The 19,974-nt window shown below is 39.2% G+C and carries 14 protein-coding genes; 4 read left to right on the forward strand and 10 right to left on the reverse strand.

Features of this window, described 5'->3' with window-relative positions; genetic code table 11:
• The first annotated feature begins 53 nt into the window (after nt 1–53).
• Nucleotides 54–1,598, forward strand: coding sequence for a choice-of-anchor I family protein (locus LV716_RS11000; RefSeq protein WP_163417780.1), 1,545 nt, complete (start codon nt 54–56; stop codon nt 1,596–1,598).
• A gap of 58 nt (nt 1,599–1,656) precedes the next feature.
• On the opposite strand, the gene LV716_RS11005 is transcribed toward LV716_RS11000, so the two are convergent.
• A complete protein-coding gene (locus tag LV716_RS11005) occupies nt 1,657–2,160 on the reverse strand; it encodes a GTP-binding protein (protein WP_163417781.1) in 504 nt (167 codons plus the stop codon).
• 77 nt (nt 2,161–2,237) lie between these two features.
• Here LV716_RS11005 and der point away from each other — a divergent pair, with 77 nt between their 5' ends.
• A complete protein-coding gene (gene der / locus LV716_RS11010; protein ID WP_163417782.1) occupies nt 2,238–3,539 on the forward strand; it encodes a ribosome biogenesis GTPase Der in 1,302 nt (433 codons plus the stop codon).
• Between the two features lie 152 nt (nt 3,540–3,691).
• Here the strand turns inward: der and LV716_RS11015 are convergent, their stop codons facing one another.
• From LV716_RS11015 to LV716_RS11030, 4 genes are all read right to left on the reverse strand, one after another.
• Nucleotides 3,692–4,417, reverse strand: coding sequence for a LytTR family DNA-binding domain-containing protein (locus LV716_RS11015; RefSeq protein ID WP_163417783.1), 726 nt, complete (start codon nt 4,415–4,417; stop codon nt 3,692–3,694).
• A gap of 2 nt (nt 4,418–4,419) precedes the next feature.
• Entirely contained in the window at nt 4,420–5,097 is a 678-nt protein-coding gene (locus LV716_RS11020) for a sensor histidine kinase (RefSeq protein WP_233759117.1), read from the reverse strand.
• A 362-nt stretch (nt 5,098–5,459) separates the two neighbouring features.
• Nucleotides 5,460–5,798, reverse strand: a complete 339-nt coding sequence (locus tag LV716_RS11025; protein ID WP_163417785.1) for a DUF4907 domain-containing protein — start codon at nt 5,796–5,798, stop codon at nt 5,460–5,462.
• A gap of 87 nt (nt 5,799–5,885) precedes the next feature.
• Nucleotides 5,886–6,884, reverse strand: a complete 999-nt coding sequence (locus LV716_RS11030; RefSeq protein ID WP_163417786.1) for a kelch repeat-containing protein — start codon at nt 6,882–6,884, stop codon at nt 5,886–5,888.
• Nucleotides 6,885–7,110: 226 nt separating this feature from the next.
• On the opposite strand from LV716_RS11030, the gene LV716_RS11035 reads away from it, so the two are divergent.
• The gene (locus LV716_RS11035; RefSeq protein ID WP_163417787.1) at nt 7,111–8,430 is read left to right on the forward strand and encodes a DUF4270 family protein; all 1,320 of its coding nucleotides are present in this window, start codon (nt 7,111–7,113) and stop codon (nt 8,428–8,430) included.
• Nucleotides 8,423–9,673, forward strand: a complete 1,251-nt coding sequence (locus LV716_RS11040) for a hypothetical protein (RefSeq protein WP_233759118.1) — start codon at nt 8,423–8,425, stop codon at nt 9,671–9,673. Before LV716_RS11035 ends, LV716_RS11040 begins: the two co-directional genes overlap by 8 nt.
• Before the next feature lie 256 nt (nt 9,674–9,929).
• On the opposite strand, the gene pbpC is transcribed toward LV716_RS11040, so the two are convergent.
• The 5 genes from pbpC to LV716_RS11065 form a co-directional block, all read right to left on the reverse strand.
• The gene (gene pbpC, locus LV716_RS11045; protein ID WP_163417789.1) at nt 9,930–12,302 is read right to left on the reverse strand and encodes a penicillin-binding protein 1C; all 2,373 of its coding nucleotides are present in this window, start codon (nt 12,300–12,302) and stop codon (nt 9,930–9,932) included.
• 4 nt (nt 12,303–12,306) lie between these two features.
• On the reverse strand, nt 12,307–17,877 hold the full coding sequence (locus LV716_RS11050) for an alpha-2-macroglobulin (RefSeq protein ID WP_163417790.1): 5,571 nt from the start codon (nt 17,875–17,877) through the stop codon (nt 12,307–12,309).
• Nucleotides 17,878–18,089: 212 nt separating this feature from the next.
• Entirely contained in the window at nt 18,090–18,923 is an 834-nt protein-coding gene (locus LV716_RS11055; protein ID WP_163417928.1) for a TPM domain-containing protein, read from the reverse strand.
• 7 nt (nt 18,924–18,930) lie between these two features.
• Complete coding sequence (locus tag LV716_RS11060) at nt 18,931–19,368, reverse strand: TPM domain-containing protein (protein ID WP_163417791.1); 438 nt, start codon at nt 19,366–19,368, stop codon at nt 18,931–18,933.
• Nucleotides 19,369–19,370: 2 nt separating this feature from the next.
• Nucleotides 19,371–19,970: a LemA family protein gene (locus LV716_RS11065; protein WP_163417792.1), complete on the reverse strand. Its 600-nt coding sequence runs from the start codon at nt 19,968–19,970 to the stop codon at nt 19,371–19,373.
• Between the last annotated feature and the right edge of the window lie 4 nt (nt 19,971–19,974).

Raw genomic sequence — 19,974 nt, forward strand, 5'->3', positions numbered from 1 at the left:
CAATCACTTAATGTTTGGTTTAGAACTTCCAAGGAAATTTAAACCAAACGAAAATGAAAAATTACCTTAGACTTTTATTCCCCACGATTTTACTTTTTACCTTCTTTTCTTGTGATAAAATAGATGATTTTATTGGTGATGGTGGCAGTGACGATGACCCCGTTGACGACGAAATTCCAGTGACCCAAGTGGATTTTGGATTTTACGGTACCATTCAGGTTGGAGGCGAAGGTGCTTCCGAAATCTCTGCATTCGACCCTTCTACCAACAAATTGTTTATCGTGAACGTGGAGAGCACGGAAATTTCGGTTTTTGATATTTCAAACTTAAATAGCCCGATAAGACTAAATTCGATTACGTGTATTAATGCGGGTGCCCCAAACAGTGTTGCCGTAAGCGATGGCAAACTAGCTGTTGCAATCGAAGCAGAAGATAAGCAGGCCGATGGTTATATTGAACTGTTTGATACAACTACCCAAAAAGAAATCTGTAGCTTCAAAGTAGGTGCTTTGCCAGATATGGTTACGTTTACTCCAAACGGAGCGTATATTGTATGTGCCAACGAGGGCGAACCAAATGATGAATACACGAACGATCCTATGGGTTCAATTGGGATCATAAATGTAAAAACCAGAGAGGTATCCATTCTTGATTTTACGGGCTTTAACGGTGATGAAGCTTCCTTGGAAGAAAAAGGATTCCGTGTTTTTGGCCCTAACGCCACGCTGGCTATGGATGTTGAACCAGAATATGTGGCCGTTTCAGATGATTCTAAGAAAGCATGGGTTACCTTACAAGAGAATAATGGGGTTGCAGTGGTCAACTTAGAAACAAAACAGATCGAATCCATTCTTCCTTTAGGATTTAAAGACTATTCCGCTCCCGGTAACGAAATAGATCCCAGCAATAGAGACGACAAAAAAGAATTGCGGAGCGTTCCTGTTTTTGGAATGTACCAGCCAGATGCAATAGCGTATTATTCTGTAAATGGGATGGATTACGTAGTTACTGCCAATGAAGGTGATGCACGCGATTATGACGGTTTTTCAGAAGAGGAACGTATGGCAGATTTAGTTTTTGATGAAACAGTTTTTCCAGATGCAGCTACCTTGCAATTGGATGAGAACTTAGGGCGTCTGCAATCCACCACGACGTTGGGCGATATTGATGGTGATGGTGATTTTGATGAATTATACAACTATGGGGCAAGATCCTTCAGTATTTGGTCTGGAGCGGGACAGTTGGTCTACGATAGTGGAAACGATATTGCCGAAAGGACTTTGGAACTTACACCAGCAGTATTTAATGGAGACGACAGCCGTAGTGATGATAAAGGTGCCGAACCAGAGGCAGTGACCATTCAGAAAATAGGGGATAGACAAATTCTTTTTGTTGGTCTGGAGCGAAATAACCAAATCATGGTATATGATATTTCCAATCCAGGTTTCCCGGAATTCTTGCAGATTTTGGAGACCGCTGGTGACGTTGGCCCAGAAGGGGTTTTGGCAATAGATGCTGATGATAGCCCTACGGGCAAAGAAATTCTAGTAGTTAGCAACGAAGTAAGCGGAACAATTACTTTTTATCAGAACAATTAAGATATTTTTTGCTTCAGAGTTTAAGTTAGTTAAGGGTATGGTCTGCGGGCCATACCTTTTACTTTTTATCAAAATCGGAAATCAATTCGTTCAGGTAATTCCTTAGCTGTTTCATTTGTGGTTTCCCTTTAGATTTTCCAAGTCTTCCAAATGCGTATAGCGCAAACCATATCAGTACTAAAAACACCATTCCAACCAACCAAAGCGTAATATTGTGGCCCAAAGCGTAGTGAGAATAGGCAAAAACTCCTAGAATTATAAAAAGTGTACCTATGCCAAAATGTAAGAACATAAAAAACGTCCAAAGCGTAGGATTTGGGCCAAAAACCCCATGTATACGGCTAATCCCTTTTTCAAAAGAAGTTAGTTCCAAATGAAGTTGGGGAGACCAAAACGTAGTATCCTTTTTTTTAAATCGAATATAAATATGCTCATCCAATCGTTTGACCAATAATTGTTCTTGTTCGGTGTTGTCAAAAATTTCCATTAAAGGTTCAAGGTCGGAATCCAATGATATATCGAACCTGGGGCGTAACACGATTTCATTACCTAGATCATTCATAACGTATTGAAATTGATTAAAGAAGATATCATTTTTTTCTTCATAAATAGTGGTATTTTTGCCAAAATTTCATGCTGATGGGTGCTATCGTTGCAATTGTAGGAAGACCAAACGTGGGTAAATCCACTTTTTTTAATCGACTTATTCAACGTCGAGAAGCTATTGTGGATGCTGTTAGCGGCGTAACACGTGACCGCCATTACGGGAAAAGTGATTGGAACGGAAAGGAATTCTCGCTTATTGATACTGGAGGTTATGTATTGGGGAGCGATGATATTTTTGAGCAAGAAATTGACAAACAAGTTGAACTTGCCATAGACGAAGCTGATGCCATTATTTTTATGGTAGATGTGGAATCTGGGGTAACGGGAATGGATGAAGACGTAGCCAAATTATTGCGTAGGGTCAATAAACCTATTTTTCTTGCCATAAATAAGGTAGACAATGCCCAACGTGAAGCGGATGCTGTAGAGTTTTATGCTTTGGGTCTTGGTGACTATTTTACCTTGTCGAGTATAAACGGAAGTGGGACAGGAGAGCTATTGGATGCACTGGTCAAAGAACTTCCGGAAATTGAGGAAGAAGAAAGTGAGTTGCCGCGATTTGCGGTAGTGGGCAGACCAAACGCAGGTAAATCCTCTTTCATTAATGCGCTAATTGGTGAAGACCGTTACATTGTTACAGATATTGCGGGGACCACACGTGATAGTATTGATACCAAATACAATAGGTTCGGATTTGAATTTAATCTAGTCGATACTGCGGGGATTCGAAGAAAGGCCAAGGTAAAGGAAGATCTGGAGTTTTACTCTGTAATGCGCTCCGTTAGGGCTATTGAACATTGTGATGTTTGTGTTTTATTGGTAGATGCTACAAGAGGATTTGACGGACAAGTGCAGAATATCTTTTGGTTGGCACAACGCAACAATAAAGGCGTGGTAATCTTGGTGAATAAGTGGGATTTGGTAGAAAAGGAAACCAATTCTGTAAAAGAATACACCCAGAAGATAAAAAAGGCAATAGAACCTTTTGATGATGTACCCATTCTATTTATTTCGGTGCTGACCAAGCAACGTATTTTTAAAGCCATTGAAACTGCAGTGGATGTTTTTAAAAATCGTTCAAAGAAAGTCGTGACCCGAAAATTGAACGATATCATGTTGCCCATTATTGAGAACACACCTCCGCCAGCCTACAAAGGAAAGTATGTGAAAATTAAGTTTTGTACGCAATTGCCCACACCATACCCACAGTTTGCTTTTTTCTGTAATCTACCACAATATGTGCGCGAACCTTATAAACGTTTTTTGGAGAACAAGCTTCGGGAAAACTTTGATTTTAGCGGAGTGCCCATTACTATTTTCATGAGGAAGAAGTAAAATTTTATCTTTTTTACTAGTCTAAAACTTGAAACATTTCTTGTTCCCAAGACTCTATAGTTGAATTTTTTAATTCCAAGAGCTTACGTTAAGGATGATTTCCTCAAACCATTACAGTTCCTTCAGACTACTTTTTTATAAAGAGAGAATTTTTATAATCCCAAAAAAGAAAAGAGTTGTGTCTTATGACTTTCTCCAATTGGTATTCTAATGTCATCGATTACAATTCGGTTTCTCTGGACACTCTGTATAAAATTTATATTGACAAGAAAAGATTTATGCACGCGTATAAATTGGTTTTGTGGCAATTTATCAAGCATTTCCTTGAAGTTTAACAATGTCAGGATAGTTTTATTGGATCCCGCTATATGGATTTTTAAATAATCCTTAAGACCTTGAACATATTGAATTTCATCCAGGTTTATCTTGACACTTTCATGCTCTGACTTTACAAAAATGAATTTTTGACTTTCGTTCTTTGCCCCATAGGAAGGAAATACATTGGCCTTGGCAGGTTTTTCTTTTTTTGTCAATAGTTCTTTTGCTCGTGAAACAGCTTTTATAAAACGATGGTAAGGAATGGGCTTTACCAAATAATCAACGGCATTTAATTCAAAACCTTCAACAGCATATTGTGAATATGCGGTCGTAAATATGACTAATGGACGGTTCTCCAAGGATGCTATAAAATCAACACCGCTTATTTGCGGTAATTCGATATCGCAAAAAATAAGGTCGATATTACCTTCTTTTACTATGGAAATGGCATTAAGTGGATTGGTAAAAGTGCCAATCACTTCAACAAAGCCCATTTTGTCACAGTAGCCTTCCAAAAGATCTATTGCCAAAGGTTCATCATCGATAATTATACATTTCATAATTACAATTTTAAGATTAGGTTTACTTCATAGTTTACACCATCGTCTTGTACTGTTAAATCATGCGAATCGGGGTATAAAAGTGTCAGGCGGTTTTTTATATTGGCCAATCCAACCCCTGAACTTTCTATTTTTTTTCGAAATGCTCCTATTTTATTCATTACGTACAGGTGTATGGACTCTTTTTCAATTAAAAGGTTTATTTTAACGTTTGTCCTTCCCTTGAAATCGGTACCATATTTAAAGGCATTTTCGATAAAGGAGATAAAAAGTAAGGGCGGTATTGACTTCCCTTTATCTTCACCGGAAATTTTAAGGACTACGTTTTCGCTATCGGAAAGTCGAATTCGCTGTAACCTTACGTAATTTTGGATGTATTCCAATTCTTTTCCCAACGGAACAAACTCCTTATCTGCTTCGTACAACATATAGCGCATGAGTTCAGATATATTGATAATGGCATCGGATGTATCGGGAGAATTCTTTACTGAAAGGGAATAGATGGCATTTAATGAGTTGAAAAGAAAGTGTGGATTCAATTGTGTTTTTAGGAACTGAAGCTCCGAATTGATTTTTTCCTTTTCCACTATTTTGCGCAAATCGTCATTCCTTCGCCATTCAATGTAAATCCTTAATGCGGTACTGGTGACAAAAGGAACACTAAAAACAACGATGGACATAAAAAATTGCCTTGACATGTAGAAAGCGTGGCGATCTTGTGGAAAGGGTGGAATATTTTCAGGGGGACGAAAAGGAAAATACCTTTCTTTTAAGAAAATAATCCCAAGAATTATAAAGAGAGAAACAATGATGTAAATAGCTGTACGATTTTTTAGCAAGAGTCTTGGAACCAGAAAAGAATAGTTGAAATAGAACAGTGAAATTACAACAACAAAACGTATGGGTACATCTGGAGGTATAGGCCTTGGCTCTGAAATAAAAGGGTAAAACAATAGGATGGATAGCACTAGCCATAAAAAAAAATGGAGGGAAAACTGATAGGTATGTTTTTTTGTAATGTCCACTGACTGTCTTTATGCCACTATAGCTCAATATTGAGTTTGTCCATTTCTTCCTTATAAATTATTGGACTTTCGCCGTTTGAGAGTTTTTTCACGACCAAGTCGGCAATCAGTTGTGCATCTTTGGCCAATACAAATGGTTTCTTTCCAGAAATAGCCGGAATAAAATTCTGTTCAATAATTAGCTTCTTTTTATTATAGATTTGATAACCAAAACCTCCATCTACTATAATGACCTTTGATTTTAAAACTTGTTCTTGGGTTTTCTCCTTTGGCCAAGAATCTATGGCCATCAAAAAAAACAATCCCATAGCGAATACAGCAGAAATTATAATAAGTTTTTTAGTTAATGATTTCATTTGTGTCTATTTTAACTTAAACGGGGCTGGCCGCCTCAGCGGAACAGCCCCGTTCATTCAATTAAAAAAAATCCAACCCTAAAAACTTTAATCATCTTCATCATATTCTTCAAACGGAAAGAATTCGTCAAAATCATCCAAATATAGACTGCCGGTTCGGCCAAGGCCCACAAAAGCCATTGATGAATTTGAGAATGCGACCGGATCTTGTCTTGTAGTACCTTCAAAATTGGTCTTGTTTTCCCAAGTGTCCGTAGAAGGGTCGTATTCCCATACGGAGGACAAAGTACCACTGCTCTCGCCGCAGGCGATATAGCCGTAACCGTTTATAGCAAAACCTACGGCATTACTTCTTGTAATCGAGTAGTCGTCTTCCTCGTCCAAATCCAGCTTTTTCGTCCAACTTTCCGTTGCGGCATCAAAAACCCAAAAATCTTCCAAATAACTTCCATTGGACACCCCTGTTCCCAAGTAGACTAAGTCGCCTATACGGAAAGTGGTAGCAGCTCTTCTTTTATTCCCACCAAACCCAACAAGTTCTGACCATGTATCGGTTGCGGGATCATATTTCCAAAAATCTTTGCGGTCGTTTTCGCCATCATACCCAGTTCCAAAGTAGCCATACCCATTAATACCAAAAGCTACAGCGCTCCTCCTTGTAGTTGAGGGTAATGCAGCAATCTCTGTCCATGCGTTTGAACTTGGGTCATAGGAGTAAAAATCTCCTAACTCATCAAGTCCATCATAACCAGAGCCTACATAACCAGTTCCATTAATTTCAAAACCTACCGCTGCATTTCTTGCTACTCCAGGGAAATCGGCCTTCTGTGACCAGAAATCTCCGTCCATGTCATAGGACCAAACAGAATTAAGATAATCGTCTCCATCATATCCTACTGCTATATAACCAATATTGTCTATGGTAAAGCTTGCTGAGCTACTACGTGGACTTCCATCAAATACCGAGCGGTTGATCCAATTGCCCAAATCATCATCGTCGTCGTCATCATTTGAACAACCTGTTAAGAAAATAAATGATAGACTTAAAAGAAATACTATTTTAAGTGACTGTCTTGATTTTTCCATATAGTTAAGATTAATTGATTGTCAAAACTATAAAGCTTATTTCCAGTTTAAAACCAAAATAGATAAAGTCGGCTTTTTAACCTATGAACCTGCCTATGTAATCTACCAACATAAAGTTTAACTTTTGTATTGAAAATGAGCCCTTTTATCTTGTAAGATCTGGGTTTGGTCTATTCTGGTTTTAATGCTCGGGGTCTCCATTTACATTTACCCAAAACATTAGAATATGCTTAGAATTATAGGGGTGTTGGGAATATTGCTATTGGTGCTTTTGGCTTGTAGTGAAGATAACCTGAATTCCGATTTTGTTGCTGGCGAAGCATTTACAGACAGTAATATACGGGTGTTGTTGGTGGATACTCTAACGGTTGAAACATCGACCATGAAATTTGATAGTATAATAACCGCAACGACAACACGAATGTTGATAGGAAAATATACTGATTCTGTATTTGGTACGGTGCAGAGTTCAAGCTACGCAGAATTACTCCCATCGACCTATACTATAGATACCGAGGCCGAATATGACAGTATTGTTTTTTACCTTAAATACGACGAGTATTACTACAACGATACATTACAGACCAATGGTATTCATATCAAGGAGCTCACTGAGCAAATGAAGCCTGAGGATGATGAAAACTTTTACAATTCCAGTACAATTGCCTACGCCGATGAAGACTTGGGCTATATTGACTTTTCACCTAGACCTTTGCAAACAGATTCGATTGAAATCAAATTGAACGATGATTTTGGAATTGCTTTATTTGAAGGTTTACAAGACAAAACACTTACAAATTCCGATGAATTCACGGAATACTTAAAGGGTGTTGCATTTATACCGGACGAAACCAACAACGGTTCGGTTTTAGGGTTTTTATTGGAATCAAGTATCATGAGGCTTTATTTTAGTATTTCGGAAGAAAACGACCAAGAACAGTATTTTACAGATTTTAGTGTTAACACTTTTGATTCCCCACTTCCCTTCTTTAACCAGATTACTGCGGAAAATCCAAACGACTATTTAGCTAGTCTTACGGATCAAGAAATAAATCTGAGTAGCTCCGAATCAGAAAATCAAAGCTACATACAATCGGGTATAGGCATTGCAACAAGAATACAGTTTCCCCACATTAAATCTATCTATGATATTCCGGGGCAAGGCACCATTTTGGATGCCGTTCTCAAAATAAAGCCAACAGAGGGTGCTTATAACGATGAATTAATATTGAGGGACAATCTATCAGTTTATATCGTTGATCAGAACAACGACTTAACAGGACAATTGCTGGTCGCAAGCACTTCGCCTGTGGTGGCGGTACTTAATACCGATGGTCAAGAATTCAACGATATCTATTACGAAATATCATTGGGCAGTTATATCGAAGAACTGTTAAGGGCAGAAAGAGATACGGACGAAGCACTTATCCTTTTGCCTGACGATTACAATACCACTGTTGACAGGTTTGTATTGAATGGAAATACCAGTCCTGATTACCAAACCACATTGGAACTTACCTATGCCGTTTATGATGAAAATGAATAAAGTAATACTGTTTACAACCCTAACAGGAATAACACTTTGGACAAATTATACCTTTGCCCAATCAGAAGGATTGACCAGCTCTCCCTATTCACTTTACGGTTTAGGGGTCATCAACCAGACCAGTATAGGAAGGTCCAATGGTATGGGTTATACGGGTATTGGATTAAAGACAGAAACCGAAATCAATAATTTAAACTCTTCCAATTATGCGTTGACCCCTCAAAACTCTTTTTTTTATGATGTTGGGGTCAGGGGCCAGTATGATTACATCAGCAACGAGATGTCCGATGATGGAAAGACTACGTTGAACTTTTCCAACTTGGCGTTTGCTTTTCGCATTACAGAAGGGTTGGGAGCTGGAATTACTATGGTTCCTTATAGCGATGTAGGATACTCGTTGATAGGTTTACAGACCAATATTGAAGGTTCCAGTGAAACATTTGAAAGCAGCGTAACAGGATTAGGGGGATTAAGCGACCTTAGACTGAATATTGGTTATAGTGTAATCGAGAAATTACGATTGGGGGTAAGTACTTCCTTTCTTTTTGGAAATATAGAGGAAAATGAAGCGTTCATAATCAACAATAGCGCTTTTCAATTGACCGAAACAACCAATTATAGTGGCATACGTTTGGGTCTTGGAATACAATACGATATTACCGATAAGTTTACTTTGGGAAGTACCGTTCAGTTTCCAACTAGTTTGAATGGGAATTTAAAGCGTTCGGTGCTCAAAACCTTGGATGCTTCAGAGATTACCGTAGAAGATGAGGAAGCGGACACGGCGGCAGACTTTAAAATGCCTTTGGAATTTGGTCTTGGAGTAAGTGGTACAATCTTAAACTCGTTTATCCTAAGTGCCGACTACAAGAAAAACTATTGGTCCAGTACCGGACAGCAAGAGAATATAGGTGAATATGCAGACCAGGATATTTATGCATTTGGATTGGAATATGCTAAAAATAGATCTAGTTACAAATATGCGGAGAGAATACGATTTAGGGCCGGTTTTAACTATGACAACGGTTACTTGGCTATAAACGATACAAAAATAGATGGTTACAGCATAACGGGCGGTATAGGACTTCCAATTGAGAGGGACAACAACTCTATGCTGAACTTATCATATGGCTATGGCTCAAAAGGGCAGGTTCAGAACATACTTGTAAAAGAAAACTATCACATTGTAACACTGAACATGAGTCTAGAAGACCTCTGGTTCAGAAAACGTAAGATAAATTGATTTGCTCATTGGCAAAGGATTTTACTTGATATAATATATTACCACTTGATCAAAGTTGATGGATCAGTCCAGTGAATTTTTCTTGAGATAGTCCAAAAAATGAGGTTTGTACTGCTCGGACACGGTAATTCTTTTAGTATTGATGATAATTTGACTTCGCTCGATTTCATCGATAACACCAAGGGCTATAATGAATGATGTACACGCATAAATTAATTGAATAGAAGCTATTTTTGTGCGTTTTGGATCGGGATGATTACCCCCCAGAAGCCAATCGTATAGAAACTTTTTGCTCAATACGGTTGCCTTTATCATCTACGGCGGTAAGTGTATAATCGTTTGGTGTAACATCCAAAATGAGCTCATGAAAACTTGTGGTCATACCAACATAGCGCTCATCCAAATACCAGTAGACAGCACTTTCATTTTGTTGGTGTGCCAACTTGAAAATGACCTCAGTAGTTTTTTTGCCCAAATCTTTGGGAAGAAGTACTTCTTCATTTCGTTTTGGGAATATAAATTCCATTAGCCTTGTTTCTGAAGTCGAACATCCCTGTAGAAAATTTGGCAATGGTTTATAATTTGGATTTGAAGCGGCATAATAATACTCGATTACCGGAGGCAATGTAAACCAATTCTTTGCTATCATATTTTCCAAGGGATAACATTCGGAATTTACCCTATATGCTTCTGAATTATCCAAAAAAACCTGATGATGATAAGGACATTGGATGCTTTTTTTTCCATGTATGGGTAAAAGTTCTTGCTTGGTACTGTTGCAAAAAGCAGAAGCACGATATCCACTTTGGGAGCAGATTTCAAGTGCTGACAAATCATCAAAAGGTTGCTGAAACCAACCACTATTTGGAAGTACATCCAAAATATCGAATAAAATAGGTGCGGCTGCCGTAATACCTGTTAATCCAGGCCTACCTTCGCCATCTGCGTTCCCTGCCCAGACCCCAATGGCATATTTTGGAGTTACGCCTACGGCCCAAGCATCCTTAAAACCAAAACTGGTGCCCGTTTTCCAGGCGATACGCTGCGAAGAATCAAAAAATTGCCAGTTTTCATTTCCTTCTGGGCGGTTGACTTCTTGTAAAGATTTAAAAGTATGGTACAACGATCCGGCATTTAGAACGGGCGGATTGAATTGTTGTTCACCAAAGTCGTTTTCACTTTCAAAAAGATAGCTTGGTTCTAAAAATTCATCGGTACGATATGTGCTGGAATTCGATATAAAGTAATTTAAGGTCGATGCAGCTGAGGCGTAGGTTTTGGTAACGTCCCATAATGTGCTTTCAGCTCCACCTAAAATCAATGATAGCCCATAATGCCCCGCAGGTTTGTTCAATGAGTGCATATTCATTTTGCGGAGCTTGTTATAAAATTTTTGAAGTCCGTATTCTCGTAACAATCGAACTGCAGGAACATTGAGCGATCGCGATAAAGCCCTACTTGCGGGTACGGCACCTGAGTGCTTCTTATTGAAGTTTTTTGGATTATAACCGTTGATTACTGTTGGAACATCTTTGACCAAAGTATTTGGCAACAATTGCCCTTCGTGCATGAGCGATGCGAAAAGGAAAGGTTTTAAAGTACTTCCTGTGCTTCGATTTTTTGTGATGATATCCACATAGTTGCCATGTTGTCTCCCAGAAGCAGAATTCCCTATATAGCTTAGTACTTTCCGAGTTTCAACATCCAACACTAAAATAGCAAGATTGTGAATTTCATTACTTTTTAGTCGTTGGTAATGGCGTTCTGCAACATAATTTGCTTGATTTTGTAAATACCTGTCGATAGATGTTTGTATACGTTCGCCCTTATGCTCCTTTTTAATGCGTTCCGTTAAATGCGGTGCATTGTTTGGAAGAGGTATTGGTTGTTGCGGCAAGGGTTCGGAAATAGCAAGTTCGTATGTAGTTTGGTCAAAATATTTTTCATCCAATAGTTTTTTGAGCAGTCTGTTCCGTTTTATTAATAACGACTGGTCATTTCTCCCGGGAAAAATTAATGAAGGCGCATTGGGAAGTACGGCCAGAGTAGCGGATTGCCCCCAGCTCAATTCATGCGCAGGTATTCCAAAATAGCGCCAAGAAGCGGTTTCCAAACCAACTACATTACCTCCATAAGGGGTATATGTGGCATATAGTTTTAGAATGTCCTCTTTGGAATGGCGAAACTCCAATCGTGTGGCCATGAAGATTTCGATGCACTTTTCAAAATAAGTCCGTCCTTTGTTTTTTCTACTTAGACGGATAACCTGTTGTGTAATGGTACTACCTCCTCGGCGTGTATTTTTTGTTAAGTTGTGTTTTATAGCGTTGAAAATGGAAATAGGATTAAACCCTGGGTGTCTATAGAAATATTCATCTTCGAACAGCAAAATACTTTGTTTGAAACGTTCTGGGATAGAATCGATTTGGGGAAATCGCCATTGGCCATCATCTGCGATTCGCGCCCCGATCATAACATTGTCCGAACTTGTCACAACGGTTGAAGTAGGCTCTTTAAAAAGCTCCTTGGGCAAACAGAACAACCATAACAAGAATACTATCAGAAAAACCGAAACCTTAATTTTATGTTTCAGTACAAATCGCTTTAGAACTGATAAAAAATTGGTCATCCCATTATTGTGACACTTTTATCCATTGCCCCTTATTACGGGCATATCTATTATCATCGTACATAGCTTCGACCTGTGATCCAGGTAGATAATAATCTCCCAAAAAGGAAGCATTTAGCTTTACCGTAAAGGTTTTGGATTTTTTTGAACCAAGGTCAAAATAGAAATTTGTTCGATCATCCCTAGTGTCAATGTACTCCGCTTTGCTCGAATTTGAATCTCCTCCGCCTGCATATGACGTATTCACGATTTCCCACCCACTTGGAACAATTTGCGTTAATGCCAGATTATCGATATAGTCATTTGAACTATTAAAAACGGTCAGTTGGGCCTGTAACTCGGTGCCTTGACGAAGGTTGGATACATCAATGGAATTTCCAACGGCATCTAGATATCTTACCGACAAGGAGAGGTTTCGTTGTTGTGCCAACTCTTCACCTACAGGTAATTTACCTGTTTGGGTAAGGGTAGCATAGATAACGTTCCCTTGTTTATTATTAACGGTGATTTCACTTTGCGACGATGTAATTGAAAGCCCTCGTTGTGCAATAGCTCTATCTGTTTTCACAGTGATTTCCTTTCCATTATTGGTAAAAGTTAAATTAATGGATTTACCGCCATTTTTTGCTACCATCTTAGCCATGGCCAAAAGGGCAAAAGATGTTTCTTGGGTACTGTACCAACTTTGTGAAGATAATTTTTTCGCCAATGAAATGGCCAACTCCCGTTGTTGGTCATCTCCAATGATTACCATGGTCTCCAATGCCATCGCCATATTCCTAAAAACGGAGCCATAAGTTCTATAGTTATAGGAGTTAGGCTGAAAATTGATGTTCGCCTTCTGTATCAATTGCTGGGCTACTTCTTTCTTGCCTACCAATGCGTAAGCTGCAGCTAAACGCCATTTGGCTTCGTTACTTAAATTTTTAGCTTCCCGTAATCGGTTCATGGCGGCAAGCTCTGGTTGTTGTGCCAAGGCAAGGGTGTATAGCCTATAAGCTTGTGCAATATCTGTATTGTAACTTGTACGTTGATTGCTCCATTGGCGTGCAGTATTCTTTTGGTAGCGTAACCAATTGCTCAAAAATGTCAATGGCAATTGATACCCTTTCTGTTTGGCCTCCAACATAAAATGTCCAGCATATGAAGTTCCCCAATCGTCAGCATAGCCGTAACCGGGCCAATAACTTAATCCGCCACTAGGCGCTTGGAAATCGTTGAGCTTCTTAATGGCGGCTTTGATGTTTTTCTCGATTTCCTTTTTTCTGTCAAAAGTAATATCCAGTATCTCTGTCAAAAATAATTGGGGAAAAGCAGCAGAAGTGGTTTGCTCCACACAGCCATGAGGATACTGTAATAAATAGTTCATCCGTTTTGAAAAATCCATAGGAGGCAGTGTTGAGAACTCTATAAATGCCGTATTTGTTCCGGACGTTCCAAAAGTTTCAAAAGAAATGCTCTGTGATTGATTCTCCGTTACGGTGTACAAGGTACTTTTTGTGGTAATGGGGTTAGGGTTTTCTACATCGATCTCGGTTTCATTGCTAGCACGCTCTCCGTTACCAGAGACCGTTACTTTTATGGTCTGAAATGATTTGCTCGGATTTACCTTAAAATCAAAATTCACGATTTGTTCTCCAACCGAATTGAAAGTGATGTTCTTTGTAGTAGCCCCTATAGGTTCAAGCGCTTTTCCAGCATCAATGGAAACCTTTACATTTTTCACCTTTTTCTCCATGGCAAATACAGTAACGGGAATAGTAACTGTTTCCCCAGGCGATAGTTTTCTAGGTATCGAAGTCAATACCATTAATGGTTTACGCACAGGAGTTGCTTTTTCAGCTTTTCCGTACGCACTGTTTTTGTTACCCGCAACCACCATGGTACGAACGGAACCAACATAATTGGGCATATCAATGGTGTGCGTTGTTTTTTCACCAGCTTTTAAAGTAAACGGCCCTAGATATGTTACTACGGGTTTAAAACGTTGTGCTTTCCTGTTTTTGGCACCCTCACCAATTCCACCACCACCAATGGCATAAATATTATCCACACTTATGGAGTAGGCGCCCATGACATCATCAAAGATGTCAAAAGTCTTCACGCCCAATGCTTGTCTGGCATAAAAAGAGGAATGTATGTCTGGGGTTTTAAAGCGCGTAAGGTCTAACAGCCCTTCATCCACAACCGCAAGTGAATACGTCATCGGTTTTTTGTTGCTTTCTGAAACGGTCACTTTATATGACTTCTCGGGGGCTAAAACTTCAGGCATTTCTAGCTCAGGTTTTAGAAAAGTCGCTGGGTTTTCAACTAGTAAGGGCACAATACCGTACAATCGAATAGGCAGGTCGTTCGCTACCTGACCATGGGGCTGCAACAGTGATATGTTGATATAGGCATTAGGGGCCATATCTGCTGTAATCGGAATGGTAGCTTTGGTTTCTTTTGCAGAAGTTTCAATCCATTTTTGCGATAAAACCTCAGAGCCATTTTCGATACTCAATAATGCTCTTCCTCCTACATCCGAAGGAAATGTGACCACTGCCTGATCGCCAAGTGTATATTTTTCCTTGTCAGCGGAAAAAATTAGAATCTTTGAGCTTTCCGTATCGCCAGATGCAGGTCTTCTCCACCAATTTCTATAGAAGTATGCAGTTCGTCCGGTGGCATGACCCGATACTTCATCGATAACGCGAACTAAATAACGACCTCCATCATCATCGGGAATGTTCACCTTAAAATTGGCTTTTCCGTCTGCACCGGTAGTTACGGTCATTTCTTTAAAGGGTTTATGAACGGTAGCGTTTTCGTAGCGAGAGAGATTGTCGTAGCCTCTGTTCCACCACCAACGCCATGCTATCTCAAAGATTTTTACTTTCAGTTTGCGATTGGCTGCTTTTTTGCCATCTGCGTCTACGGAGATGACATCAAAAGTGGTATCCTCATCCGTTAAAAACGAACCATATCGTTTTGCTTTTGGAGAGCGTAATCCCACAAAGTGTGAAAAAGGAGCAAGTTTCTTGGAGAAAACATCTATGGAGAAATCACCACCGCCTTCAAAAACCTTAGTAGTGAAAGTGGCTTGTAGCATACCGGGAGCATTGGTATTTGCGGTAATTTTTTGGTCAATATTAAGTACGCCCTCCCCATTTAATTTTGAATTGACAAACTGGAGTTCTGTATCATTAAACGTACGAACCGGGTCTTGAAAAATATAACCTTTATGTTTTGGAAATGCATTGGAGGCCTGTTGCAGTTTAGCATTGATGTCAATTTTTAAATTACGTGCAGGTGCACCATGCAACCATTTTACTTCTGCTTTTCCTTTGTTGTTTCTATTTGCTTTTAAAACTTCATCCTCAAAGTCAAAACTTACCTTTAAACGGTTTGGTTTTATGGTAGCTACTTTTAAACTTTTATTGAACTGTGCTCCGCCTACAATAACCTTGGCATTCCAGGTTCCTGTTGGTGAAGTGCTTTTCGTGGGAATGGGAAAATAGTAAAAGTTCCCTTCCTTTTTTGCATACAGTCCATCAGCTACGGGAATAGTTCCCTCTTTAAGCACGTTTCTTTGAACAAGCTTTCCTCTAGCATCGGTGACCTCCATAGATACCGGATGCTTAGCTGGTAATGGATTGGCCTTATCATCCAATACAAAGGTGAGATGAATTGGATCGCCCGGTCTATGCACGCCTCTTTCGGTATACATGAATCCTTGAAGACCGCTTTGTAGTTTTTGTCCCGAAACATCGAATTTGCTTAATGATAGTGCATTACCATCAGCAAGTTTGGCGTAAGCGAAATTGTTGTTTTTTTCGGCAATGGCGAAAGCAACATTGGCATCTCCATCATAAATGCCAAATCCGGAAGCATCTGTTTTTACTTCGGACAATAACTGCTGCTGATAATTATATAGTTTTATGGTTGCACCAGCTTCGGGATTAGTGGTCACGAGATTCGTTGCCGCAAAATGGTAAGAACGATTATTGCCTTTTTTGACAATAAGCCCTAAATCACTACCTAAAAGATTAGTGAATGCAATTCTATCTGAATTGTAAAAAGCATTATGACATGGATTATCACGCTCTTCCCAATTATAACTGTTGTCTCTCCAGTAATAGAGTTCGTTGTCCCAATAACGTTCTTCTCTGGCTTCTTCACTAAGGTTTTGCGCTTCGGCTATGGAATTGGTTGCTTCATCGCCTTCTGAATTTCCAGAACCTTCGCATCCGTAAGTAGTATGTTCTTTTTTAAAACTGAATTCTATTCGGTATAAAGAACCGGGATTCACTTTTATAAGCTTTGATAAGTCTAGGGCGTGAGCTTTCCAAGAACTGGTGTCGTCATCCTTATTTTCAACTAACGGAATTACCTTGTAAGCTACCCTACGACCAACAGTTCTAATATCCGAGTTATATCGCTGGGTTAAATCATTGTGTTGAAGGTACTGCAACATATTGTTTTCAAAGACCTGGATTACCCTTACTTCGACTGCTGAAAGGTTTACCGTCTCAAAATATATTGGCGTGGAAGCGGCATTAGGGAGAATAGTACCTTTAGAGATTAAGCGTACGGAAGGTTTTAACTGTTCAAAGGAAACCAATTCAGAAAATGGTTTTTTGAGTGAGTAGCCATATTCGCTTTTTATGCCTTCAAAAACATTGACACGTACCTGCCCTAAAATTCGGTTAGCGGGATATACTTGTAAAACGTTGCCATTGATTTCATATCGTAAACTTTGGGCGCCTTCAATAGTGACAAGCCCGTTAAGGTTTTGATTTTGTTTTAAGGGATCGGAAAAGTTAAGCGTTAATGCAGCATTTGGGGCAGTTGATGTTTTGGCATCAACAACAATAAATTTGTTTAGACCGGGTATGGTATAATTCTCCGAGCCTTTATTTTCTGTTCCCAACGCTTCTCCGTTCCAGCTAATTGCCAATTCGCTATCATCCGTTTTGCGCGGAATGCTATCAATCTTAAAAGTGAAATAGCGGGCATCTTCTTTTGTATTTTCCCATTTTACAGAAATCTTTTTATCGCCTTGTGCTACGGAAAGAACGCTGTTTATTTTGGAAGCATTTAAAATATCCGAAGCTTCTAGGGTTCCTGTTAGATATTGCCAATTTTTACTGTAGGATTGTAGATTGCCAAGGTTGATCTTAAAATTTGGGGTTATGGTCTTAAAGCTGAAGGTGTATTCCTTAAAGTCGCGGTCAATGGCATCAAAAAGTTTGTTTAACGCCACACTTACAGCATATTCCGTATTAGGTTCCAGGTATTCCGAAGGTTGAAAAACAAGTTCCCTTCCGTTTTCGATGACAAGTTTACCTTCTATTTTTGGTGAGATCTTAAAATATTCCGAGGGCAGTTCCTGTGTCAATTCAAATTGATCAAGCTGTTTTGCAAGTACAACTTTAATGGGGGTCGATATACTTTGGGTCCCATTGGTATGGTAACTTATATAATCCTTGAATTTGAAGAGGTTATCGGTATCCAAGGAGCTATCGGTTTTCTTTTTGCAAGAACCAATAAGTACCAACATTGAAATTAAAAATAATCTGAAATAACGTCCCATTTGAAAACCTTTAGAGTTAAATGTATATTAAGCACAGCCAAAATACTTTAAAAAAGAGATATGAAATACACGGTAAATGGGGTTATTGAGCTTGCACTCCATTTATTTATGCTGCTCTATTTGTAACGGATTCTTTTTAAGAATATTTTGGGATAGATTTTTTAAAAATGTATTAGTTTGATTTTATTACAAAGGCACAGTTTTTTTGAAAATCACCAACCTCCTGAAGCGCCTCCGCCTCCGAATCCGCCTCCACCGAAGCCACCGCCAAATCCTCCGCCAGACCCGAATCCACCACTACCAAACCCTCCACCCGATGAGCCGCGGTAACCTCCACGTCCCATATTGCTGAGAATTATGATGTCCCAAAGGTCCAATCCTTTTTTCTTGTTTCCAGGTCCACCCCTGTTGTTACGACCTTTTCGAGACAGAATAATGAGAATTATGATGAAAATAATAAAGGGTAATACTGCCTTTAATGAAAACCCTTGTTCATCTCCAAAAGTGTGATCTTCGTTAAATTCTCCGTTCAGTACTTGAAAAATTGCATCGGACCCTTTATTGAGTCCACCATAATAATCCCCTTTTTTAAACTCTGGGATAATTATGGATTCAATAATTCTTTTCGACATAAAATCCGTAAGACTGCCTTCTACGCCATACCCAGTATTGATAGCTATTTTACGATCATCCTTTGCTAAAAGCAAAAGCACCCCGTTGTCTTTGTCGGCTTGACCAATACCCCACTTTTGTCCCCATTGTGCTCCTAAATAGTTGATATCCTCACCTTCCGTAGAGCTGATAATGGCAATAACGATTTGAGTAGATGTACTATCGGAATACCGAATCAGTTTTTGTTCTAAAGTTTTGCTTTGTGCCGTAGGCAATAGGTTTATATAATCATAAACGCTTGTTTGTTCTTTGGGTTTTTCTGGAATAGCGAATTGCCCATGTACCCAATTAGAAGTAAAAAGTGCTAAAAAGAAAGTAATCAATATAATTCCTCTAGACGAAAAAACAATATTCCCCTTATCTGGAGGGGCCATGGGAGGCCTAACCTTTGGATACCGCATCGCTGAGTTCATTGGTGTCGTTATGGTCCCAAGGAAAGTGTTCTTCCAATTCCTTTCCGGCCCTTAGTATGCCTTCTACTACACCTTGTTTAAAAGCACCTTTTTTAAAATGTTCGGCAATAATGTCCTTGGTGGAGTTCCAGAAGTCTTTGGGGACAGCACGGTCAATACCTCTATCACCATAAATAACAAATTTTCTATCATCTACCGCTACATAGAGCAATACCCCGTTTTCTTCTTTGGTATTGTCCATTTTAAGAAAGTGGAACACTTGCTGTGCCCTACTAAAATGGTCGATTTTTGCAGATGCTTCAAGGTGTACCCGTATTTCTCCCGAAGTGTTTTTCTCGGCTTCTTGTATGGCCGCAATGATTTCCTGTTCCTCTTCTGCGGTTAAAAACTCCTCTACGTGCGACATGTTCAATTAAATTCGAAGTTTACATCAGGAGCATTTTCAGCACCTGGATTTGAACTGAACAAGGCAAGAGGGTCGAAATTGGCTATGCTAGCAATAAAATTAGTTGGTATTTTTTCGATTGTGATGTTGTACTCACCGGCCAAATCATTAAATCTATTACGTTCTACATTGATACGGTTTTCAGTGCCCTCCAATTGGGATTGTAGTTCCAAAAAGTTTTGATTGGCCTTTAAATCTGGATAACGTTCTACGGTAACCAAAAGTCTGGAAAGTGCAGAAGAAAGACCTGTTTGCGCTTGTTGGAACTGTGCCAATTGTTCTGGCGTAATATTGTTGGCGTCAATGGTAGTAGAAGTAGCTTTTGCCCTAGCTTCAATAACATCTTTCAGAGTTCCTCTTTCAAAATCTGCTGCTCCCTGTACGGTCTTAACGAGATTACCGATTAAATCACTTCTTCGTTGATATGAACTTTCCACATTGGCCCATTGTTTTGTAGCTTCCCCTTTCATATCTACAAGCATATTGTTTGTTCTCACGTACCATCCGCCAAGTATTACTGCCAGTACAACAAGTACGATTACAGCAATGATGCCTTTTTTCATTTTT

It is taken from the genome of Flagellimonas sp. HMM57 (assembly GCF_021390175.1).
Taxonomy (GTDB): Bacteria; Bacteroidota; Bacteroidia; order Flavobacteriales; family Flavobacteriaceae; genus Flagellimonas.